Source organism: Enterococcus sp. BWT-B8 (assembly GCF_020567625.1).
Lineage (GTDB): Bacteria > Bacillota > Bacilli > Lactobacillales > Enterococcaceae > Enterococcus_L.
Window position 1 is genome coordinate 26,674 of the sequence record NZ_JAJDJV010000017.1, and the last position, 22,419, is coordinate 49,092.

Here is a 22,419-nt window from a genome sequence, read left to right on the forward strand (position 1 = left end):
ATATGACGCCAAATCGAGAAGATTATCTCAAACTCATTTTTGAACTGGGTGGAGATGAAAATAAAATTAATAATAAACACATTGTATCTGGTCTAAATGTTTCTGCGGCTTCTGTCAGTGAAATGATTTCCAAGCTTGTGAAGGAAGGACTGGTCCAGCATTCTCCTTATCAGGGGGTGCAGCTGACAGAACTGGGGTTAACAAAAGCAAGTACATTAATTCGCAAGCATCGACTATGGGAAGTATTTTTGGTGGAGCATTTAAATTATTCCTGGAATGAAGTCCACAATGATGCGGAGGTCCTTGAACATGTTACCTCGGAAACACTGGCAGATCGTCTGTCTCACTATCTGGGTAACCCCCAATTTTGCCCTCATGGGGGAGTCATTCCTGAAGCAAATCAGCCAGTTCATGAAGAGAAACATCAAACACTGGCGGATTATCCTGCAGGTACAAAAATCCGTATTGCCAGAGTATTGGATGAAAAAGAGCTGCTGGATTATCTAGTCTCAATCAATTTGAATATTCATGAAACGTTCATGATTGAAGAGATCGCAGCCTATGAAGGTCCGATCACTATTAAAAATGCTGACAAGACACTGGTCGTCAGTTATAAGGCAGCAAGCACAATTTTTGTTGATCCATTATAAAATATACTTTTTCAAGGCTGTTACACAGGAAATCAAAACCAATACTGACCAGCCGTTATTCTAAAAAAGTTCTTTAAAGATTTTAACAGCAATAGAAAAATTATCCCTGAGATTTATATTGATCTCAGGCAGACTGCAGGAGGAATAGAATGAACGAGAAAGTTGCACTTTTTACCATATTTGGAGGGACAGGAGATTTAGCTAAAAGAAAGCTCTATCCTTCTCTTTTCAGACTCTACCGAAAAGGAAATCTCGGTGAACATTTTGCCGTAATCGGAACTGCCCGCAGAGAGTGGTCGGACGAACATTATCGGGAAATCGTCCGGGAAACAATACAGGATCTAAATCCTTCGCAGGAAGAAGCCGATTCTTTTTCAGATCATTTTTATTATCAGTCTCATAATGTAAATGATACAGAGCATTACGATACGCTCAAAAACCTAGCAGATAAATTGGATGAAAAGTATCAGCTGCAGGGAAATCGAATTTTTTATTTGGCAATGGCTCCTCAATTCTTCGATACCATTGTCAAACATTTGAAGTCTCAAAAGATCTTAACAGAAAATGGGTTTGATCGCTTAATCATTGAAAAACCTTTCGGAACGGATTATAAGACAGCTCTTCAATTAAACAAATCCATTCGAGCGGTCTTTCCTGAAGAAGATATTTTCAGAATTGATCACTATTTAGGGAAAGAAATGATTCAAAATATTTCTGCTATCCGCTTTGCCAATAATATCTTTGAATCTCAATGGAATAATCGTTACATTGACAATATCCAGATTACCTTTGCTGAAAGTTTAGGTGTGGAAGATCGCGGTGGATATTACGAAAGCAGCGGTGCCTTGAAAGATATGGTTCAAAACCATATTCTGCAGGTTCTTTCTTTACTTGCCATGGAACCTCCAGTAACATTTTCTGAAGAAGAAATACGTGTGGAAAAAATTAAAGCACTAAAGGCTATTCGCCTTTATACAGAAGAAGAAGCCCTAAAGAATTTTGTACGTGGGCAATACAGCTCCGGTTCTCTGAATAATGAAGCATTTATCGGATATCGTGAGGAAGCAAATGTTGAAAAAGATTCTCAAACAGAGACATTTGCTGCAGGAAAGTTCTATATTGACAACTTCCGCTGGTCTGGCGTTCCATTCTACATTCGTACTGGAAAACGACTGACTGAAAAAGGAACAAGAATCAATATCGTCTTTAAACAGGTTCCTGTAAATGTATTTAAGGATGATGTGGAAGAGTGTATAGAAAAAACAAACCTGCCGCCTAATATCCTGACTATTTATATTCAGCCGACTGAAGGCTTCTCCATGACATTGAACGGTAAGGAAATCGGACAGGGTTTCACAACAGCACCTGTGAAACTGGATTATCGGAATACAGCCAAAACAACAGCAAACAGTCCTGAAGCTTATGAAAAGTTAATGCTGGATTGTTTAAATGGAGATGGAACAAACTTCTCTCACTGGGATGAAGTTGCTCAGTCTTGGCACATTATTGACATTATCCGTCATGCATGGGACAAAACAACTGTTGATTTCCCTAATTATACAGCTGGAACCATGGGACCTGAAGCAGCCTTTAAATTATTGGAAGAAGATGGTTTCCATTGGATCTGGCAGCCGGATATCTGGTATCGTGAACGTGGACAGCTGGAAGAATAATCAACGTTTATCACTAGCAATAAACTCATCTATCACTGCTATTAAGAAAAGCCTCTCGGGAAAAAATTCTCGAGAGGTTTTTAAAATAGTAAATTTATTAATCTTCAAATCCTTCTGCTACTGCTTCTGGATAATGCTCTTCAACGATTGCTGCACAGCGACCGCACAAATGGGGCATTTTTTCATCTGTCCCTACATCTGTTTTTACAGAACGGCAGCGTTCACAGGTTTCACCTGCTGCTGCTTCAACTAAAACAGCCATATCTGCAAAGCTATGTGCATTTTCTGGCACTTCAACACCTTCTCCGGCAATTTCAAAGTCGGACACAATCAGCAGCTGTGCAATATCCGCATCAACAGCTGTCAGCAGCTGACGAACTACTTCACTCGGATAAACAGTAACTTTTGCTTCCAGAGATTTTCCAATCATTTTGGCATTACGTGCTTCTTCCAGCGCTTTTAGGACGTTATCTCTAAACTCCATAAATGCAGCCCAGGTGTCCATCAGCTCATCCTGATTGGCAAATTGTTCATAGCCTGGAAATTCAGAAAGCTGAACATAGCTTTCTTCTTCTTTTAAGAAGCTCCAGATTTCTTCAGAAGTATGAGGAATAATTGGTGTTAATAATTTTGTTAAAGAAACAGCTGTTTGATAAAATACAGTCTGCATGCAACGACGCTGATAGTCATTTTCTGCTTCAATATAGACAACATCTTTGGCAAAATCCAGGTAGAAAGAGGAAAGATCCACTGTCAGGAAATTCACCACTGTACGATAGATTTGCATGAAATTGTATTTTTCATAGCCTTTTTTACGGATTTCTTTAATAACCTGATTCAAACGAACCATCATATATTTATCAACTGAACGCAGCTTTTCAAAAGATACTGAGTGTTCTGAAGGCTCAAAATCACTTGTATTGGCAAGCAGGAAGCGCATCGTGTTGCGAATCTTACGATAGACTTCAGATACCTGATTTAAAATATCCATGGACACACGGACATCCGACTCAGAATCAACACTACTCACCCACAGCCGCAGAATATCTGCCCCCATTTGTTTGATCACTTTATCTGGAAGAATCGTGTTCCCTAAGGATTTACTCATTTTGCGTCCTTCTCCATCCAAAGTGAAGCCTTGTGAAAGAACAGCTTTATACGGGGCAACACCATTAATTGCCACACTTGTTGTAATACTTGAATTAAACCAGCCGCGGTATTGGTCTGATCCTTCAAGATACATATCTGCAGGGAAGCTCAGCTCAGGACGCTGACGCAGAACTGCTTCATGTGAAGAACCAGAGTCAAACCAAACATCCATGATATCTGTTTCTTTTGTGAACGTGCCATTTGGCGAACCTGCATGAGTAAAGCCTTCCGGGAGAAGCGCCTTTGCTTCTCTTTCATACCAGATATTTGATCCATATTCCGCAAATAAATCAGCTACATGTTCAATTGTTTCCGGCGTGATAATCGCTTCACCATTTTCTGCATAGAAAATCGGCAGCGGAACACCCCAGGCACGCTGACGGGAGATAACCCAATCGCCGCGGTCACGAATCATATTGTAAAGGCGCGTTTTACCCCAAGGTATAATCCAGTCTACTCTTTCAACTTCATCAAGAATATTCTGACGGAATTTATCAATGGATGCAAACCATTGAGATGTCGCCCGGTAAATTACTGGTTTCTTTGTCCGCCAGTCATGCGGATAGCTGTGAGTAAAGAAATCCAGTTTCAACAGTGCATCTTTCTCATCCAGTAATGCAGTAATCATCGGGTTCGCTTTATCATAGAAGACTCCTTCAAAGCTTGGTGCTTCTTCAGTAAAGATACCTCGACTATCCACTGGCGATAATACGTCCAAATTATATTTTTTACCGACAATATAGTCATCTTCCCCATGGCCGGGAGCTGTATGAACCAGCCCGGTACCAGCTTCCAATGTCACATGATCACCAAGCATAACCAATGAAGTCCGATCATAAAACGGATGTTGAGCAGTCATATACTCCATAGCTTTTCCGGAGATCGTCTCAAGGATTTCAACATCCTCCCAGTCAATCGCTTCTTTTACCTGATCCAAAAGGTCTTTAGCCACTACATATTTTTTGCCGTAAGCTTTCACAACAACATACTGATAATCAGGATTTACAGAAATCCCCAAATTTGCCGGAAGCGTCCACGGAGTCGTTGTCCAGATTACTAAAGAAGTATCTGTATCCAAAATCCCTTTGCCATCCACAATTTTAAACGCTACAAAGATTGAAGGCGATTTAACATCTTTATATTCAATTTCTGCTTCTGCCAATGAAGATTCACTTGAGGGTGACCAGTAGATCGGCTTCAAACCTTTGTAAATATAGCCCTTTTCAGCCATTTTTCCAAATACACGGATTTCTGCCGCTTCATAAGAAGGGTCCAAAGTAATGTATGGATGCTCCCAGTCACCGCCAATTCCCAATCGTTTAAAGTCATTTTTCTGCGTATCTACCTGCGAACGTGCATACTCTTCACATTTTTTACGATATTCTGCAAGTGTCATATCTTTCCGCTTTACACCTTTATTCGTTAAAACCTGTTCAATTGGCAGACCATGTGTGTCCCAGCCGGGTACGTATGGCGAACGATATCCTGACATTGATTTAAAACGTACAATGATATCCTTGCTGATTTTGTTTAGAGCGTGACCCAAGTGAATATTTCCATTCGCATAAGGAGGTCCGTCATGCAGAATAAAGGTCGGTTTTCCTTCGTTTAGTTTTTGTCTTTTTTCATAAATCTCTTTTTCTTCCCAGTCTTTTTGCCATTCTACTTCTCTGTTTGGCAGGTTCCCACGCATTGGAAAAGCTGTTTTCCCAAGTTGTAAGGTATCTTTCATTTTCATTCTAACATCCTCGCTTTCAGTCTCTGCTGCGTATTCATTGTTTATTAAAAATTTTACTTCGCTCTGAGAAACATAAAAATTTATCAGATCATGCTTTACCTAATAAAATAAAGCAGAAAAGCACCTTCATCCCAAGGGACGAAAGTGCTCGTGATACCACCCAAATTTAGAATCATTGAAAACAAATGATTCCCTCTGATGATCGCTAACGAAATCACCCGCCAGATTCTACTACCCGTTCAAATCTGATTATGAATAGAGGATCTTTTTAACAGCAGGGTCTGTCAATCTCACACCATCATTGACTCGCTTAAAAGAATACTGTTAATCTTTCTGTTCTATTCGTCTTTTACTGAATCTTCTTCTGAAGAGTCATCATCTAAAAAATTCATTGATTCTGATAATTCATCATTCAGCTTCTTCGCATCTTCAAGAGAAACAATTGATTCCGGTGCTTTCTCAGGATCTGCCTCCAACTCATCAAGTTCTTTTGAAAGAACCTCCTGAATCACAGTATGCGAGTCGCTTACATAGCTTGAGAATGGTTTTAACAAATCGTTCCATTCTTCACTTTTCACTTGTTCTAACTGAGTTTCCAGCATTAGAGTCAGGCGTTGGTGGAATACTCTTGTTTTCTTCTTAAGATCATCTGTTTCCACAGCCAGCTGTCTTGCACGGTTTGTTGCTTCTGTTAAAATCTCTGTTGCTTTATCTTCGGCAGCCGTAACCAATGCATTAGAACGTCTTTCTGCATTGGAAAGCATTTCATTTGCTGTATTTTCAGCAGACGTAACAATGACTTCAGATTCTTTTGTCGCACTGTTTTTCACTTTGTCAGCAGTGTCCTGTGCAACAATAATTGACTGATTCAAAGCATCCTTCAATTCATTAAAGTACTGCAGTTTTTCTTCAGCATGTTTTAAAGATTTTTCCAGTTCACGGACTTTCTGTATGGAATCTTCATAATCCTTTGTTACCTGATCCAGAAAATCATCGACTTCATCTTGATTATACCCTCTCATCTTTGTTGAGAAAGCTTTATTTTGAATATCCAGTGGGGTTAATGCCATAATTTTTCACCTCATCCATTTATTTTCGCAGTACTCCCAATAACAAACGATATTTATCTTTTTTTGTCTTACCTTCTAACTCCTGTATCTGTATTCGGCCAAAGCCTCTTACAGAAATAATATCCAACAACTCCAAAGGAAAATCGGGTCGAGTATTTTCAGCCCAGTTGATTTTGACCTTTCCAGATTCTATCAGCTGCTTGGATCGCTGTCTAGAGATGTTGTATACTGTTGAAATCAAATTATCCAATCGCAAGGAACTAACTGTCGTTCTTTCCGCTGTCCATTCATCTTTTGGCACAATGATTTTCGTATAGTTTCTTGGCTCCAGCCGCACAGCTACTTTTCCAATTTTCTCTACTTGAGCAGTAATAAAATTCATCGTTTCTTCAGAAATAAATACCTGCCATTTCTCCCCATCGGAAATGATATCTCCAAAATACTCACGCTTAATACCTGTACTTACCAAAGTACCTAATATTTTCCCATGAGACAGGGAAGCAAATTTTATTGGATAAACGATTTCAAACAATTCGATTTTAAAATCTTCAATGGTTGGCTCATAGTAATCTGGAAAAATCAAACATCTCTTTCTTTCAGCTTGTTCATATCCTCCATAAAAGCGAAAAGATAACTCACTGTCTTGACGAATAATAGTCTCTACAATATAAGCCTGTCTGGGATCTAAAAACTCAGTTAAATAAGGTGCATATTGATCTTCTACTCTTTCCAGCCAGTCTCCGACTGAATCAATAAAAGGATGCTCATCTTTACGGAAATGCTGATACACATTTTCATTCATAGATAAACCACCCTTCTTCGATTAATATCCTAATAGTAGTCTCACAATAAAATTTAAACCCCAGCTTACCAGATTTAATGCAAGAATGCCGACTACCACATTGAGACTGATCATGCCAAAATTCAGATTTAGTCGGTCAAACAAATTCAAATACGGTTCACATAGTCTTGCGACGATTCGACCCAATAATGAATTATAAGCTCCTGGAAGCCATGAAAGTAATGCATAAATGACTAGTATCCATGAATAAATTTGAACGGCTTTATTAATTAAATAGATAATCTGAATAAATAAGAGCATATTTACCTCCTAAGACTAAAAATCAAACATTTGTTTTTTAGCTAATGACTGCGCTGTTGCACTGTCTATTTCCATATTTGATGGTGTACACAAGAAGATTTCATCTCCAACGCGCTGTATATCGCCATCTAATGCATAGACTGCTCCGGTAAGAAAATCAACAATCCTTCTTGCCTGACTTTCTTCAACCAAATGAAAATTCACTAAAACAGCTTCATCCACGATAATATGTTTTGCAATATTCATTGCTTCTGAATAAACTCTAGGTTCAATGATTGATATTTTCACAGGTTTTCCCGAATGATTGAACTCCTGAGAATTGGCTGAATTACTGGAATTGCGCATGGAGACAACCTTTTTCTCATTATATGATCTTGTCTGATGCCTATTACCATTGTTTGGATTTGACGCTTCCTCAGTCGAGCGATAACGAGCGGATGGTTTGCCGCTCAAAGGTTCAGAGCTGGATCTGTAATAATCCTGACGCTGAGCAGTCTGCTGCTGAGGAACCGCCTGTTGCTGCCGTGGCTGCTGTCTCGGCTGTCTTGGTTGTTCGTTCACAGCGCTTTTTTCCACATAGCTGTCGTAATTATCGTATTCATCTTCACTGGATAATCCAAAAAAGTTTGATAATGCATTCTTATTAAAAATTGACATAGATTCCCCTCCTTTACGCACCTCTAAATAATCCTCTGCCAACACGTACAAATGTCGCACCTTCTTCTACAGCGATAGGAAAATCATTGGACATTCCCATGCTCAGTTCAGTACAAGGTGCATGCTTCAACTGCAAATCCTTTATCATCACCTGAAGCTGTCTGAGTTCTGAAAAGATTTCATGAAGTTGACACTTATCAGCATTTAAAGGCGCCATGGTCATCAGACCGATAACGCAGATCTTATCCATGTTATCTAACTGACTGATAAAATCTTTTAATTCTTCTTTTCTTATTCCATGTTTGCTTTCTTCTTCTGAAACATTTACTTCGATAAAACATGGAATAATCTTATCTGCACGTTTTTGAATTTCCTCAGCTAAACTCAAACTGTCCAGAGCGTGAAAATAATCAATATCATTAATTACTAATTTTACCTTCCTACGCTGTAAATTACCAATCAAATGCCATTTTAAAGACGAAAAATTTTTCAAAGCTGCCATTTTTTCCAATAATTTATCTACGCGATTCTCAGCAAAATTATTCACGCCCAGTTCAGCGAGCTTTTCTGCCGTTTCACTGTCGACAGATTTTGTCACAGCAACCAAAGTTACTTCAGACGTTGAACGATGGGCATTTTCACAAGCCAGCTCGATATTTTCATTTATTTCTTTTAAATTATCTGCCAGCATACGACAATACTACCCCTTATCTTTTTCTGCGGAAAAATGGCGGTGTATTTAATTCATCATCATTTTGTCCGGATTCTTCACGATTGAATGTCTCGAACTCTTTCTTCTCGACATTTTCAGTTGATGCTTCCTCTACTTTAGGACGTACATTCTGTTCACGACGGATATCCCAGTCACCGAATGCACTTGTTTCTTCAGTTTGCTGAGGTTGAGAGCCTCTTGCTTGCTCCATATCCAAAACAGGTGCTTGTTGAGCAGTCTGAATTTGGTTATTTCTCGGATGTCTTTGATGACGTTTTTCCTTTTTGGAAGGATCAATTCCTGTAGCAATAACTGTTACACGAATTTCGTCTCCAAGATCTTCATTAATCGATGTACCCAGAATGATATTCACATCACCTGTAGCAGCTGCTGTGATAATGTCAGAAGCATCCTGTGCTTCAAACAGAGTCATGTCCAGCCCGCCTGTAATATTAAGCAATACCTGCTCAGCCCCGTCAATAGATGTTTCCAGCAAAGCAGAAGAAATTGCTTTCTTCGTTGCTTCAATCACGCGATCTTCACCGCTGGCAACACCGATTCCCATTAAAGCCGTTCCCTGATTTTCCATGACTGTCTTCACATCAGCAAAGTCCAAATTGACGTAACCAGGTGCAGTGATTAAATCAGAGATTCCCTGAACCCCTTGACGCAACACATTGTCTGCTTCACGGAATGCTTCAAGCATCGGCGTCTTCTTATCAACAACCTCTAATAAACGGTTGTTCGAAATAATCAATAGTGTATCTACATTTTCTTTCAGCAAAGCGATCCCTTCAGCTGCGAAACGTCCTCTTTTTGGTCCTTCAAAACTAAATGGGCGAGTTACCACGCCAACCGTAAGAGCGCCTAGCTCCTTAGCGATTTTTGCAACAACAGGAGCAGCACCAGTTCCAGTTCCGCCGCCCATTCCGGCAGTGATAAAGATCATATCCGCTCCTTGAAGCGCATCAGAAATCGTCTGTTCACTTTCTTCTGCTGCTTTTTGACCCACCTCCGGTTGGGAACCGGCTCCCAGGCCTCTTGTATATTTAGGTCCAAGCTGAATCACTGTTTCAGCCTGTGAGTTTCTCAATGCCTGAACATCTGTATTCGCAGCAATGAACTCCACGCCCTTGACATTTTCTTCAATCATACGGTTGACAGCATTACCGCCGCCGCCGCCGACACCGATGACTTTAATGACAGCGCCATTATTGATGTTATTATCTAAAGAAAATTCCATATTTTCATATCCTCCTGTTTTAGTGATTAATCAAAGATATTCGAGAAGAAATCTTTGATTTTTCCAGTTACTTTTTCATTTGACTCTGACGATTCAGAATCTTCATAGTTGATTTCCACTGGTTCTTCCTTGTAGCTCTCATAATTAACTTCCTGCTGCTGAACACTTATTTGAGGCGCAGGCGTTGATTTTTTCCCTGGAATTGCACCCTTGGCAATATGATAAATATCAGCCAGCTGGGCAGAATATTCTACAATGCTGATTACATTTGTGAATACAGGATTACGCAATCCCATATGGTTTGGTACATAAAGCTTCACATTTACATCAAAAATGTCCTGTGCCAAATCAACAACACCTGGAAGACTCGCGCCGCCGCCAGTCAGTATGATTCCGCCTGGCAAATCAAGTGCATCGATGTCATCCAATACTTCTTTTGATTTTCTGAAAATTTGTTCTACTCTGGCTTCAATCACTTCAGATAAATAACGTTCATCAACTTTTACAGGTTCTGATTTACCGATAACATCTACAGGAAATTCTTCACTAACCGATGTTCTTTCGGGGAAAGCATCTCCATAGTTGATTTTTAGTGCTTCCGCATTATTAAAGGAAGTATTTAATACGATAGAAATGTCTTTAGTGACAAATTCTCCACCTTCCTGATTCACGTGATTAAATTTCAACTGTTTGTCATGCATAACTGCAGTCGTTGTCTGACCGCCGCCCATATCAATAACAATCGTTCCAAATTCTTTTTCACCGTCAGAAAGAATAGTTTCAGTCAGAGCCAATGGTAAAATAACCAGTTCATTCACTGCAAGTCCTGCTTTTTCAACGCATTTTCTTGTATTGTGAATGATCGTCTTAGGACCAGTGAATACAACACCGATCATTTCCAGACGAACACCGATCATTCCTCTAGGGTCCTTAATTCCTTCAAAGCCGTCGACTGTAAATTCCTGTGGCAGGATCGCAACAATTTGACGTTCTGGAGGAGTTGAACGAACCAAGGCAGCAGACGCAACATTTAGTACATCTTCATCATTGATTTCTTTAGAGTCGCTGCTGACAGCGATCATTCCCTGGCAGTTTTCTACTTCCAGCATATTCGCCGGCAACCCTACATTTACACTCTTGATTTGAATTCCTGCTTTTTCTTCAGCCTGTCTTACTGCACGCTGAATTGCGTTTACTGTTTTGTCAATATCAACAATGATCCCTCTGTTTAGTCCGTCAGACTTCGCATTGCCGACGCCAATTATATTCATTTGGCCTTCGATAAATTCGGCAACTACAACCTTTACTGATGTTGTACCAATATCCAGGCCTACATACATTCCTGTTTTTGCCATGAATGGTGTTCCTCCTCCTAGTTAATCCAATATGTAAGCGAACCTACAGCTCGTTTATCTATTTTTATCAATACTCACTTCTTTCAATTCTACCATAAAGATAGGTCTTTTAGAAAGAAGATTCTACTTTTTTCTCTTTTATTTTTTTACTATCCTTCTTCCACGATTTGAGAGCTGGTATCTGTACTTTCGTTTATTTCATTATTTTTCTTCTCAGTTTCAAATGAATAGGAGTAAATACCTACTTCCATATCAATCACACCTGGTTCCGACATCTGTGCAGCAACCTGTTCATAGTACCTCATCTTTTCAGCCAGCTGGGAGATGTTTACAAGTACCCGGTTGTTATCTCTCATATAAAGATTAACCAAATCTTTATTTGATTCGGAGGGTGCATATTTTATTTCTGAAATTTTCTCCTTCAGTTCGTCACTTAACTGCGTATAGGATACCATAAGATTCTTGATGATTTCTTCATCTTCAAAATTTTCAAATACCGGCATTCCACCAGGCTGGTTTTCCAGTTTGTCCGGTAAAATTTTCCCGTTTTCAAGAATTGGATAATACGAACCTTCAGAAGCTTCAATGGCTACAACTTCATACTCCTGGATCGAAACATTAAAGGTATTCAATCCATTAAATGAAATAACTGCTTTCCTCACTCGAGGAAAGGTTCTCACAATGTTTTTTTCATAAACAGAACGGTTCCAGTATTGATCCCATAATGGACTTTCTACTTTAAGTTTGGAATCCGCAATAATTGTTTCTGCATTTATATTTTCATTCCCTGAAACAGTGATCTTGGATAATTTGCTCAGCGGTGAAACAAAATAAACCAGTACAAGTATAATTAAAACAGCAATTGAGATAATCAGTGTCAAGCGTCGAATCAGGAGTTTATTTCGTACTTTTTTGACATTCGGCAGTCGATCAGCAAAAGATTCATACGTATCATGCTGGACTTCTATCTCCAGATTTATTTCTGCCTCTGACGATGCTTCTTCAGACTCCTCTTCAACCTCTTCTGTTGCCGGCTCCTCCTCCTCAGACTCTTTTTCTTCCTCATGCCAAATGGGAGCAGTGCCCTTGCTTTTCATATATTCAAGGTTTTCTCGTTGCCATGGAGTGAGCTTTACAATTTCGCTTTCAGCTGTATTAGGATTATTTTCTCTTTCCTCAAGGTCCTTCCTGCTAATCTTCTACACCCCCTGTCATTGAACAAGCTCTTTCACCAGCTGATAAAGTCGTCTGCTGGCATCTGGAATCCCTTCTTTGCGGGAACTTTCTGCCATTTTTCTGTGCACTTCATCATCTAATAAAATTTCATCAATTGCAGCAACCAGCTGCTGTCCTGTCAGTTCTCCATCCGGAATCAATTTAGCTGCTCCCGCTTTTACAAGACTTTCAGCATTTTTGGTTTGATGATCATTTGTAACAAACGGACTGGGGATCAAAATAGCCGGTAAACCAAGAGCAGTAATTTCAGCAATCGAAGTTGCCCCTGCTCGACCTACCACCAATTGCGTATTCCCCATGACATCTGCCATTTTATCAATATATGGCTGAATACTTACATTATTGAACTTTCTTTTAGAAAGATTTAACTTTTCCTGAAGCTCTTTAAAATAGCGCTCACCCGATGCATATAAGACTTGATACGGCTTGTCTTCAAAAAAAGGTAAAGCTTCCATAAATGCCTGATTAATTTTCAAAGCTCCGCGACTTCCGCCAAAAATAACAACTGTCGGTTGTCCCGGTTCCAAATCATATTCTGATAAAATGGCTGATTGTTTTATATCCGCAACTTCCTGTCCACGCGGATTCCCTGTCAGCACAACTTTTTCATCTGGAAAATAAGCAGCCACATCCGGAAAACAAATTGCTACACGAGAAGCGAATCTACTAAGAAATTTGTTGGTTACTCCAGGAACGCTGTTTTGTTCATGAACAATTGTAGGAATCTTCAACTGTTTGGCAGCTACTACTACAGAACCAGAGACATAGCCCCCTGTCCCAATAACCAGATCAGGCTGAAAAGAACGAATAATTTTCTTCGCTTTACCAATACTGGATAAAAAAAGATAAACCGTCTTTAAGTTTTGAGGACTTAACGAACGGCGAAACCCTTGGATTTCAATTGTTTCAAAAGGAATGCCATATAATGGAACAATTTTGCTTTCCAGTCCGTTTTCTGTGCCGACATACATAAACTCAGCCTCGGAATCTATTTTTTTTACATAATTGATAAAAGCCAGTGCCGGATAGATATGTCCGCCGGTTCCACCGCCTGTCACTAGTATCTTCATTCGATTTCTCACTTTTCTATTTGTTTTAGCTGCTGAAATGCCTGCATAAATTTGTCTCCTCGTATTTCAAAATTAGGATACTGATCCCAGCTTGCACAAGCCGGCGACAATAAAATAGTATCATCTTTTTCTGAAAAATCATAGGCTTCTTTTACTGCTGTTTCAACATTCTCAGTCAGTTTTATTTCTTTAATTCCAGCAGCTGCTGCTGCCTGATACAACTTGTCTTTTGTTTCGCCAAAAATGACAATTCCTTTTAGTCCTTTTAAAGACGGAATCAGTTCATCAAACTCATTCCCTCGATCCAAACCGCCCGCTAATAGAATCAGCTGGTTCTTTTTAAACCCGCTCAATGCTTTTTCTGTTGCCAAAATATTGGTGGCTTTAGAGTCGTTGAAAAATTTCCGACCATGAAGCTCCCCTACGTACTGTGTTCGATGAGGAACGCCATTGAAATTTTTCAAAGTTTCTCTGATTGCTTCATTTGAAACACCTTTTAATTTCACTGCAGCAATTGCAGCCAATGCGTTCTCAATGTTATGACTTCCGGGAACCCCAAGCTCTGAAGCTTCCATAATATATTCTTTTTTATAGTAAAGTTTTCCACTGTCGCAGAATGCCCCTGGAACTTTTTCAAGTGTTGAAAAAGGAATCACGGTTGCCTGTGTCATCTTACTCAGCTGACGCAGCTCTTCCTGATCCCAATTGAGGATCAGATAGTCTGATGCTGTCATATTTTTTTGAAGAGCCCATTTCGCCCGAACATATTCTTCACGAGATTCATGGTAGTCTAAATGTGCCTCATACAAATTTGTAATCACTGCTATTTCAGGTTTAAACGTATCAACGCCCATTAATTGAAAACTTGACAGCTCCATGACCAGTTCGTCCTCTGAGACAGCCTCCTGCGCTACCTGACTTGCAGGAAAACCAATATTGCCGGCAAGCCGCGCACTACCTGCTGCACGGTCAGCATTCAACAATAGACCAATCATAGTCGTTGTCGTCGTTTTCCCATTTGTTCCTGTGATCCCTATTATTGGACAATCAGCTATTTGATAAGCCAGTTCAACCTCTGTCAGAATCGGCAGTCCTTTTTCAAGTGCATGCTGAACCAGTGTATTGGAATATGGAATCCCCGGGTTTTTAACAACCATATAGAAATCCTCATCTAACAATTCAATCGGATGACCTCCCGTAACAACACGAATACCCAAGCTTAATAAATCTTGGGCATCAGGGTTTTGATCAAATTGTTTAAAATCATTAACAGTGACCAATGCACCTAACTCCTGCAGCAACTTTGCTGCACTTACTCCACTTTTGGCCAAACCAAGTACCAGAATTTTTTTATTTTCATAGGTTGTAATTTTCTTCATTATTTTTTCCCCTTCATTAGAAAAGAATCCACAGTGTAACTGCGGAGCCAATTAAACTAACTGTCCAAAAAACGATATCCACTTTCCATTCAGACCATCCTGACATTTCAAAATGATGATGGATAGGAGACATCTTAAAGATTCGTTTTCCAAATACTTTAAATGAAAAAACCTGCAGCATAACACTCGCTGTTTCACAAACATAGATAAAGCCAACCAGCAATAAAGTCCATTCCTGTCTGAGAATAATTGAAATCGCCGCCAGTAATCCGCCCAGCGCCAGAGATCCGACATCCCCCATAAATATTTTTGCAGACTTCTTATTATATGGAAAGAAGCCAATTAATCCGCCAACAACACTCAGGCAGACAATCACAACATCAAATTGCTGTTGTTTCCAGGCAATAATTGCATATGTACCAAAAGAAATTGTTCCCAAACCGGAAACCAGTCCGTCAATCCCGTCCGTCAAATTAACTGCATTTGAAAAACCAACTAGCCAGAAAATGATGAATACTCCATAAAAAATTCCCAGAGGAAGCTCTGTCAAACCAAACAAGCTCAGAGTCCCCGACAGTCCTTCCGTTCGATAGACCAGATAAAAAACAATACCTCCAAGAATCTGACCAATCAGTTTCTGTTTAGAATTCAATCCCATGTTTCTTTTTTTGAATATTTTGATAAAATCATCCAAAAAACCAAGCAGTCCGTATAAAACCAAAATGAAGAGCATGATGAACACAGACGGCGTCAATTGTCTAAGCCAGAATGCGATCGCCAGCGCAGTAATAAAAGCTGCACTTAAAAAAACCGCTCCTCCCATAGTCGGGGTACCAGACTTAACATTATGCCAGGTTGGTCCTTCTTCCCTTGTCACCTGTCCCTGTTTTTTCATTTGAAAATAGCCGATGAATATTGGCATAACCGAAACAGTCAGCGCAAAACTTAACGCTATGGGAATAAAAATCTGTGTCCACTCCATATTATCTCTCCTAATTCACTTCAACATTATTCATTTCCTTCAACAACCTCAGATGACTCGGGTGTTTCCGTTACTACAGCTGTTGCCGTATCAGCGGCTCCATCTGTATCTTTAAGCTCCATTGCTAATTTCATTAATGGATTTGCAATTTCAGACATCATCGTTTTATCATAGTATGCAGGTCGTTTAACCGTTACATATAAGATGTATTCTGGATTTTCTGCCGGTACCATTTCAACAACTGAGTAAAGATAGTCAGTCTCTCCGTCTAAATAGAGCCCATTTTCAGTAATCTGAGCTGTTCCTGTTTTCGCAGCAACCCGATAATTTGGTACTGTATATACCCCATAAGCAATACCATAATCCGGATCTTCAACTGTATCGATCATGTATGTTCGAACATCACTAACAGCCTGAGCACTGACAGGAGTCCCAACTGCTTCTTTTTTGGTTACTGTTTCTTCCCCGGTTTGAGGATCTTTGATTTTGCTGATGTACTGAGGCTTCAGCATCGTCCCATCATTGGCAAATGCACTAAAGGCCTGCATCATCTGAAAGTTTGTTACTGAAACCGCCTGGCCAAATGAAGACATCGCAATATCTACAATATTATCTGTTGGAAGACTTCCTGCAGATTCACTTGGCAAGCCTGAATTCGTTGACTTCCCGAAATTAAAACTTTCAAGATAACTCTTCCATTTGTCATTACCCATACGTCTTTCCAGTTCAAGCATCCCTACATTACTGGACCAGGAAATGGCCTGACGAAATGTCAGTACTCCTTTTTCCCCTTTATCCCAGTCATTTACTTTTACATCGCGCTCTTCATCAAGCACCACACCGCCATAAGGATAGGCGAATTGCTCATTTGGATTAAATACACCTTCCTGAATAGCTGCTGCAGCGGTTATTATTTTCATAGTCGAGCCCGGCTCAAAAGAATCCTCAATTAAAGCATTACGCCAGACAAAATTTTCATCTACTCCTTCTTTTGTTTCAGGTTCAAATGAAGGTCGTTGTGCCATAGCAAGAATATTTCCTGTTTTAGCTTCCATCAGCATAGTTGTAACGCTCTCAGGCTCATATTTTTCCACGAACGGGTCTAACAAAGCTTCCAAGCGTGTCTGAAGACGAATGTCAAGAGTTGTATAAATATCTTTACCGTCATAAGATTCTGAATCTTCAACAATTGTTCCCGGCAACGGATTGCCATAGACATCTCTTTGATATTCAATTTTTCCGTCTTTCCCGCTCAGAATGTTGTCATAAGCTGCTTCCAATCCCATTTTTCCAACTAGTCCTGTTGATTCATCATCTGGATCTGCAAGGTCTGTATAACCAATAAAATGAGAGGAAAATACACCATTTGGATAAATCCTGTCAGGATGATCATTAAAATAAATTCCTTCAATCCCAAGAGTTTCAAGTTCATTCTCAATATTTTGCCGTTGTTCCAAAGTTAGGTTCTTTCCATTGTTACCAAATTCCACCTGAAATTGAACTGTACCGTCTTCTTTTGTACCGCCATTTAAGTATTTCAATGCGTCTTCTTTTGATAAATTCGTATATTTATCCAATGTCTCAGCAATAGCCTCATAATCCTTTTTCTGAGCGTACAGCTTTTTGTTTTCCTGTCCTAAAAATGTTTCCGACAGCACTGCATAAAGGGAATAAGAAGTTGCATCTTCCGCAATAATCTGACCGTTTCTATCTAGTATTGCCCCTCTTTTAGCTTTTATCACCGTACTGCCTGTGTATAAGTCCTGTGTTTTTTCCTTTAAAGAAACACCTGCAACTTCGCCGGAGCTGATGATATAGGATAATCTAAAGGCAAACAAAAAGAACAATCCAATACTTGCAGCAAATAGAATTATGCCCACCTTTTTTCGATTGTTCGTTGGATTTAAGTTTTTTTTCCTGATAAATCGTTTTATTCTGCTATCTTTACTCATACTTAATTCACTTTCCTTAAGTTTCCATCAATTTCTGAAAGGCCTTGTTCTTCAGCAGTTTGCTTAATACGGTCTGCTTTTGAAAGTTCATTTTTTTCCTGTTCCAATTGCAAAGCAGTATTTTCTTTGAGCTTTATTTCTGCCTGTGCATTGGTGATGTCATTTGTTGTCTGAACAATGGCTGTTCTGACTTGGATTGTCAACACCGCAACACTGATTGCCGCAGCCAATATAACAATACTGAGAAATTTTTCAAAAAGCGAAACATTTCTTAGGCGTTTCTTAGGAGAATATGGCAGATTTTCCGGCGATTGAATTTTTATTTCAGGACTTTCTGTTTCAATCACTGCTTCGTCCATGATTCCTATATAATTTGTTTCTTCATATTTCTTCAATTCTGCCATCCTCTGCTCTCCTTCCCCTAATTTGCTTTTATTCTCTCAGCTATTCTCAGCTTCGCGCTTCGCGAGCGATTATTTTCTTCTAATTCCTGCGCTCCCGGTAATACAGGTTTTCTTGTAATCACCTTTAATTCCGGTTGAAATTCTTCAGGTACAACCGGCAGCCCGGGCGGCAGATCTTTTATTGAGCTGTATTCTTTAAACATATTTTTTACAATTCGATCTTCCAATGAATGGAAGGTAATGACACTGATTCTCCCCGATAAACTAATCAAAGAAATTGCCTGCTCCAGTGATTCTTCAATCACACGAAGCTCATCATTGACGGCTATTCGGATCGCCTGAAAAATTCTTTTCGCAGGGTGTCCTCCAGTGCGGCGTGCAGCAGCAGGGATAGCTGTCTTAATAATGTCAACTAACTCGCCAGTTGTTTCGATTGGCTGTTTACTTCTCACCCGCTCGATTTCTCTAGCAATCTGTTTTGAAAATTTTTCTTCTCCATAACGGAAAAATATTTTAATTAATTCCTGATAGGAGTATGTATTTACAATATCATAAGCAGTTAATTCTGCACTCTGATCCATTCTCATATCCAACGGTGCATCCTTATGATAACTAAATCCTCGACCTGCTTCATCCAGTTGAGGGGAAGAGACTCCAAGATCGTAAATGGCTCCATCAATATGCTGGACATTGAGCTCATTCAAACGTTCCTTCAAATAGCGGAAGTTTGATTTAACAAATGTGACCATTCCTTTATCCACGTATTTCTTCAGTCGCTCTGCTGCAAAGTCCAGTGCTTTTTGATCCTGATCGAAAGCATATAAATGACCGGTTTCATCTAATTGGGACAAGAGATACTCACTGTGTCCTGCACCACCCAAGGTACAGTCTACATAGATACCATTTTTTTTAACTGCCAATCCGTCTACTGTCTCTTTTAGTAAAACAGTATAATGCTGAAACTCCACCATGCATGCTCCTCATCCTTAAAAACCAAAATCAGTCATTGTTTCAGCGATTTCATCAAAATTCTCTTCAGCTTCTGCTGAAAATTCTGCCCATCTGGCTTCATCCCAAATTTCAATCCGGTTTGAAACACCGATAATCACACAGCCCTTTTCCAGATTGCCGTGAGCTCTTAATGTTGCAGGAATATTGATTCTTCCCTGTTTATCCACTTCACATTCAGCAGCAGCCGAATAAAAATAGCGGACGAATGTACGGGTATCTTTCTTTGCAAGGGGCATTGTTTTCAACTTCTCTTCCAATATTGTCCATTCTGATAATGGATAACCAAATAAGCAGCCGTCCATTCCTCGAGTAACAATGAATTTGTCTCCAAGTTCATCACGAAGTTTGGCTGGCACAATTAATCTGCCCTTGGCATCAATATTATGTTGAAATTCGCCCATCAACATAGTCGGATTCCCCGCTTTTCCACTTGATAGAAACAGTCTACCATATTCCACCACTTTCTACCACTTAAAACCAAAAAACTTATACCAAATCACTGTTATTTAAAGACTTTGTAACATTTCATCATTTAACCATATTTTGCAGAAAACGGAATCAACGCTTCTGTTCTGCGATTTCCGGGCGATTTTTTCTTTTTAAAACAAATAATGACTAATGTTGGACAACACTAATAAAGCATATACCACTAGAACCAATAAAAAATTAAGACGCCAGAACATCTTAAAATAGCGTCCATAAATCAATTCTCCATAATAGTATGCCTGAAAAAGAGCCACACATATCCCTAATAATAAAATAGAAATAAACATATAGGGAATGATCGATTGATTATATGTATCCTTTGATAAAACATGCATTCCAATCAACAGAAACGGCGTCGCAATATCAGGAGCTTTCACCTTGTAGCGTTCTGCAAGAGAAAGCCTTGTAATAAGAATACTTGATGCGAATAAAGCTGCCACCGGAAAAACATACCAAAGAAGCATAATAATTGAAAAAGAGACCATCCAGAACAATTCCTTTCATAACACTTAGGACCTGTTTGAAAACTCTAGCAGCGAATATTTTCAAAGAAATAGATATGAGCTAACTCCATTTAAAGAAAGAATGTGGCAACATTCTTTTTATTGTCGGACACATACTATACCACTAAATATTCCTACAGACGCGGGACTGACAATTCTACTAAACTGCACCAAAGAAAAGACTTGCATCCATGAGTCTCATATTGTTCGATTCTCAATACAAACACGTCTATTCGAAAAAGCATTGACAACTACTCTGTATTAATGAATTGATTTTATGACCATAAAATCAATCTCATTCTCGTACACATACCATCCTGCTTCCCCTGTTACAAGTTAGTAGGACGGTATGCGTACGAGAATATATCCTATTTTTCCAACCATTATTTACAGAAAAATGAACACGTTAAAATGAGTCGGCTTTTTTGTTTGGTAAATTTAGACCTCAACTAAAATTCCTGAAAAATTCGAATTCCTCCACAGTTTTCAAACAGCTCCTAGTTTAACTATACTGCATTTACTTTACACTCATGTTTCATTTCCTTTAAAAGTTGATGCCTAAATAATACCATTTTACAAGTCATTCAGTTACTATTCAAGGGCTCAATCGCTTATAATGAAATTATCTATTGATTTTTTTGAAAGAGGTGGCAGAATTGATTACATATTTAAAAAAGGACACAGCCGGTTTCAGCGGCACAGCTCAAGACAGCCCTGAAGTTCAGTGGATTATAGCGGAGGCTCCTACCAAAGAAGAAGCAGATCATTTGATCTCAACCTACGAACTACCGAAAGACTATATTACCAGTGTCCTTGATGAAAGAGAAATGGCACGTTCTGAAGGAAACTGGCAAAATGCCAGTGAACACCCAGCATTAATATTGGTTCAATATCCAATAGCCTCATTGAGTCCAAGCGGATATATGCAGTTGGATACTTTTCCTTGCGCAGTCATACAGGCAAAAAACGAAAAGCTTATCACAGTTACCAACAGAACAACTGACTTTATCAATGAGGTTCGGACAGAAAATCTTTCTCAGTCCCAACTATCAACAAAAAATGCCATTTTATTTCAGCTGCTCTGGCGTATTTCCAAACATTATAATAGCTTTCTTGCAAAGATTATTACTGAGATTGGTGATCTTGAGGGCGAATTGAAAATTGCAACAGAAAACAGTCAGCTTTACCAAATGATGGATATCCAGAAAAGCCTTGTCTATTTTGAATCTGCTATTTCTGAGAATATCAGTGTGATCAGACAACTCTATGATACTCGAAAAGAAGCACAAAAATTTGATCATCTGCCTCATCTTCACGACATACTTGTAGAAATGAAGCAGGCTCTGACGACAACCAAGATTCAATTAAAACTGGTAAACCAGATCAGCAGTACATTCTCATCTATAGTGTCCAATAATCTAAATATAGTTATGAAGATTCTAACTTCTCTGACGATTGTTTTGACCATTCCGACAATTATCGGAGGGATTTACGGAATGAATGTTAAACTGCCGTTTGCAAGCAGAGAAGACGCCTTTTTATGGATTTTTATCATTACTTCCATAGTATGTATTGGTGTGATTCGATTCCTAAAAAAGAGAAATCTCCTGTAAATTGCTGTTGATGATTTTCATAAAAGGTTGTAAACTGTAAGAGGCAAAGGATGTGAGAATGATGAATAAAAAGAAAACCAGTACCTTTTCGAAAATTACAAAATTCGTTGTTTGGCTGATGTTGATTGCAATTTTAGGTTCAACTATCATCACTGCGATTTTATATCTGAGATAAATCGGGCATACAAGCAGAGGTTGTGACAAAGCTTCTTACGAAGGCTCGAATTATACAAAGACTGGAACACAGTTTATTCGGCTTTAGGGACTGTGACATTAGTCCATAATAAAATCCCAATGAAAGAACCGGAAAGGGTTCATTTCATTGGGATTTTTGAGTACAATAAAAGGGACTGTACAAAAGTAGTCCCTTTTTTTATTGAAAAGCGCTTCTTCTTATATCATACTATTCAGATCAGGACTGAGCCTGTCTTTAA

Annotated in this window: 21 protein-coding genes; 4 read left to right on the plus strand and 17 right to left on the minus strand. The window is 39.2% G+C overall.

The window, feature by feature from the left end; all coding sequences use genetic code 11:
* The first annotated feature begins 2 nt into the window (after nt 1–2).
* Nucleotides 3–650, plus strand: a complete 648-nt coding sequence (locus tag LI951_RS13595) for a metal-dependent transcriptional regulator (RefSeq protein WP_202064385.1) — start codon at nt 3–5, stop codon at nt 648–650.
* A gap of 149 nt (nt 651–799) precedes the next feature.
* A complete protein-coding gene (gene zwf, locus LI951_RS13600) occupies nt 800–2,323 on the plus strand; it encodes a glucose-6-phosphate dehydrogenase (RefSeq protein ID WP_202064384.1) in 1,524 nt (507 codons plus the stop codon).
* A gap of 97 nt (nt 2,324–2,420) precedes the next feature.
* On the opposite strand, the gene ileS is transcribed toward zwf, so the two are convergent.
* The 17 genes from ileS to LI951_RS13685 all read right to left on the minus strand — a co-directional run bounded on the left by ileS (nt 2,421) and on the right by LI951_RS13685 (nt 20,354).
* Nucleotides 2,421–5,210, minus strand: a complete 2,790-nt coding sequence (ileS, locus tag LI951_RS13605; RefSeq protein ID WP_229442555.1) for an isoleucine--tRNA ligase — start codon at nt 5,208–5,210, stop codon at nt 2,421–2,423.
* 338 nt (nt 5,211–5,548) lie between these two features.
* The gene (locus LI951_RS13610) at nt 5,549–6,280 is read right to left on the minus strand and encodes a DivIVA domain-containing protein (protein ID WP_202064381.1); all 732 of its coding nucleotides are present in this window, start codon (nt 6,278–6,280) and stop codon (nt 5,549–5,551) included.
* Nucleotides 6,281–6,299: 19 nt separating this feature from the next.
* Nucleotides 6,300–7,082, minus strand: a complete 783-nt coding sequence (locus LI951_RS13615) for an RNA-binding protein (RefSeq protein WP_202064379.1) — start codon at nt 7,080–7,082, stop codon at nt 6,300–6,302.
* Nucleotides 7,083–7,103: 21 nt separating this feature from the next.
* Complete coding sequence (locus LI951_RS13620) at nt 7,104–7,382, minus strand: YggT family protein (RefSeq protein WP_229442557.1); 279 nt, start codon at nt 7,380–7,382, stop codon at nt 7,104–7,106.
* Between the two features lie 15 nt (nt 7,383–7,397).
* The gene (locus LI951_RS13625; protein WP_202064375.1) at nt 7,398–8,039 is read right to left on the minus strand and encodes a cell division protein SepF; all 642 of its coding nucleotides are present in this window, start codon (nt 8,037–8,039) and stop codon (nt 7,398–7,400) included.
* 13 nt (nt 8,040–8,052) lie between these two features.
* Nucleotides 8,053–8,730 (minus strand): YggS family pyridoxal phosphate-dependent enzyme, encoded by a 678-nt coding sequence (locus tag LI951_RS13630; protein WP_202064373.1) that lies wholly within the window; start codon nt 8,728–8,730, stop codon nt 8,053–8,055.
* A 16-nt stretch (nt 8,731–8,746) separates the two neighbouring features.
* The gene (ftsZ, locus tag LI951_RS13635) at nt 8,747–9,994 is read right to left on the minus strand and encodes a cell division protein FtsZ (RefSeq protein WP_202064367.1); all 1,248 of its coding nucleotides are present in this window, start codon (nt 9,992–9,994) and stop codon (nt 8,747–8,749) included.
* Between the two features lie 26 nt (nt 9,995–10,020).
* Entirely contained in the window at nt 10,021–11,349 is a 1,329-nt protein-coding gene (ftsA, locus tag LI951_RS13640; protein ID WP_202064366.1) for a cell division protein FtsA, read from the minus strand.
* Between the two features lie 149 nt (nt 11,350–11,498).
* Nucleotides 11,499–12,446: a cell division protein FtsQ/DivIB gene (locus LI951_RS13645; RefSeq protein WP_202064365.1), complete on the minus strand. Its 948-nt coding sequence runs from the start codon at nt 12,444–12,446 to the stop codon at nt 11,499–11,501.
* 114 nt (nt 12,447–12,560) lie between these two features.
* Nucleotides 12,561–13,655, minus strand: a complete 1,095-nt coding sequence (gene murG, locus LI951_RS13650) for an undecaprenyldiphospho-muramoylpentapeptide beta-N-acetylglucosaminyltransferase (RefSeq protein WP_229442559.1) — start codon at nt 13,653–13,655, stop codon at nt 12,561–12,563.
* A gap of 8 nt (nt 13,656–13,663) precedes the next feature.
* Nucleotides 13,664–15,034 (minus strand): UDP-N-acetylmuramoyl-L-alanine--D-glutamate ligase, encoded by a 1,371-nt coding sequence (gene murD / locus LI951_RS13655; protein ID WP_229442561.1) that lies wholly within the window; start codon nt 15,032–15,034, stop codon nt 13,664–13,666.
* A 16-nt stretch (nt 15,035–15,050) separates the two neighbouring features.
* The gene (mraY, locus tag LI951_RS13660) at nt 15,051–16,016 is read right to left on the minus strand and encodes a phospho-N-acetylmuramoyl-pentapeptide-transferase (RefSeq protein WP_229442563.1); all 966 of its coding nucleotides are present in this window, start codon (nt 16,014–16,016) and stop codon (nt 15,051–15,053) included.
* A 26-nt stretch (nt 16,017–16,042) separates the two neighbouring features.
* Nucleotides 16,043–17,968: a peptidoglycan D,D-transpeptidase FtsI family protein gene (locus LI951_RS13665; RefSeq protein ID WP_229442564.1), complete on the minus strand. Its 1,926-nt coding sequence runs from the start codon at nt 17,966–17,968 to the stop codon at nt 16,043–16,045.
* A gap of 2 nt (nt 17,969–17,970) precedes the next feature.
* A complete protein-coding gene (ftsL, locus tag LI951_RS13670; protein WP_202064359.1) occupies nt 17,971–18,372 on the minus strand; it encodes a cell division protein FtsL in 402 nt (133 codons plus the stop codon).
* Nucleotides 18,373–18,389: 17 nt separating this feature from the next.
* A complete protein-coding gene (rsmH, locus tag LI951_RS13675; protein WP_229442565.1) occupies nt 18,390–19,343 on the minus strand; it encodes a 16S rRNA (cytosine(1402)-N(4))-methyltransferase RsmH in 954 nt (317 codons plus the stop codon).
* Nucleotides 19,344–19,358: 15 nt separating this feature from the next.
* On the minus strand, nt 19,359–19,844 hold the full coding sequence (mraZ, locus tag LI951_RS13680) for a division/cell wall cluster transcriptional repressor MraZ (protein ID WP_202064350.1): 486 nt from the start codon (nt 19,842–19,844) through the stop codon (nt 19,359–19,361).
* Between the two features lie 138 nt (nt 19,845–19,982).
* Nucleotides 19,983–20,354 carry a DUF3397 domain-containing protein gene (locus tag LI951_RS13685; RefSeq protein WP_229442566.1) on the minus strand — a complete coding sequence of 124 codons (372 nt, stop codon included), beginning with the start codon at nt 20,352–20,354 and terminating at the stop codon, nt 19,983–19,985.
* 674 nt (nt 20,355–21,028) lie between these two features.
* On the opposite strand from LI951_RS13685, the gene LI951_RS13690 reads away from it, so the two are divergent.
* Both LI951_RS13690 and LI951_RS13695 read left to right on the plus strand, forming a co-directional pair.
* Nucleotides 21,029–21,985 (plus strand): magnesium transporter CorA family protein, encoded by a 957-nt coding sequence (locus LI951_RS13690; protein ID WP_202064348.1) that lies wholly within the window; start codon nt 21,029–21,031, stop codon nt 21,983–21,985.
* A gap of 58 nt (nt 21,986–22,043) precedes the next feature.
* Nucleotides 22,044–22,160: a DUF4044 domain-containing protein gene (locus LI951_RS13695; RefSeq protein ID WP_202064445.1), complete on the plus strand. Its 117-nt coding sequence runs from the start codon at nt 22,044–22,046 to the stop codon at nt 22,158–22,160.
* Nucleotides 22,161–22,419: the final 259 nt, after the last annotated feature.

What these genes read in the sequence shown, in the direction of transcription:
- zwf (WP_202064384.1), top strand. Translation starts at nt 800, where the DNA reads ATGAACGAGAAAGTTGCACTTTTTACCATATTTGGAGGGACAGGAGAT.
- LI951_RS13630 (WP_202064373.1), bottom strand. Translation starts at nt 8,730, where the DNA reads ATGCTGGCAGATAATTTAAAAGAAATAAATGAAAATATCGAGCTGGCT.
- LI951_RS13695 (WP_202064445.1), top strand. Translation starts at nt 22,044, where the DNA reads ATGATGAATAAAAAGAAAACCAGTACCTTTTCGAAAATTACAAAATTC.
- LI951_RS13595 (WP_202064385.1), top strand. Translation starts at nt 3, where the DNA reads ATGACGCCAAATCGAGAAGATTATCTCAAACTCATTTTTGAACTGGGT.
- murD (WP_229442561.1), bottom strand. Translation starts at nt 15,034, where the DNA reads ATGAAGAAAATTACAACCTATGAAAATAAAAAAATTCTGGTACTTGGT.
- LI951_RS13685 (WP_229442566.1), bottom strand. Translation starts at nt 20,354, where the DNA reads ATGGTCTCTTTTTCAATTATTATGCTTCTTTGGTATGTTTTTCCGGTG.
- LI951_RS13615 (WP_202064379.1), bottom strand. Translation starts at nt 7,082, where the DNA reads ATGAATGAAAATGTGTATCAGCATTTCCGTAAAGATGAGCATCCTTTT.
- ftsA (WP_202064366.1), bottom strand. Translation starts at nt 11,349, where the DNA reads ATGGCAAAAACAGGAATGTATGTAGGCCTGGATATTGGTACAACATCA.
- mraY (WP_229442563.1), bottom strand. Translation starts at nt 16,016, where the DNA reads ATGGAGTGGACACAGATTTTTATTCCCATAGCGTTAAGTTTTGCGCTG.
- LI951_RS13645 (WP_202064365.1), bottom strand. Translation starts at nt 12,446, where the DNA reads ATGAAAAGCAAGGGCACTGCTCCCATTTGGCATGAGGAAGAAAAAGAG.
- LI951_RS13625 (WP_202064375.1), bottom strand. Translation starts at nt 8,039, where the DNA reads ATGTCAATTTTTAATAAGAATGCATTATCAAACTTTTTTGGATTATCC.
- ftsZ (WP_202064367.1), bottom strand. Translation starts at nt 9,994, where the DNA reads ATGGAATTTTCTTTAGATAATAACATCAATAATGGCGCTGTCATTAAA.
- murG (WP_229442559.1), bottom strand. Translation starts at nt 13,655, where the DNA reads ATGAAGATACTAGTGACAGGCGGTGGAACCGGCGGACATATCTATCCG.
- LI951_RS13665 (WP_229442564.1), bottom strand. Translation starts at nt 17,968, where the DNA reads ATGAGTAAAGATAGCAGAATAAAACGATTTATCAGGAAAAAAAACTTA.
- rsmH (WP_229442565.1), bottom strand. Translation starts at nt 19,343, where the DNA reads ATGGTGGAGTTTCAGCATTATACTGTTTTACTAAAAGAGACAGTAGAC.
- LI951_RS13610 (WP_202064381.1), bottom strand. Translation starts at nt 6,280, where the DNA reads ATGGCATTAACCCCACTGGATATTCAAAATAAAGCTTTCTCAACAAAG.
- ileS (WP_229442555.1), bottom strand. Translation starts at nt 5,210, where the DNA reads ATGAAAATGAAAGATACCTTACAACTTGGGAAAACAGCTTTTCCAATG.
- ftsL (WP_202064359.1), bottom strand. Translation starts at nt 18,372, where the DNA reads ATGGCAGAATTGAAGAAATATGAAGAAACAAATTATATAGGAATCATG.
- LI951_RS13620 (WP_229442557.1), bottom strand. Translation starts at nt 7,382, where the DNA reads ATGCTCTTATTTATTCAGATTATCTATTTAATTAATAAAGCCGTTCAA.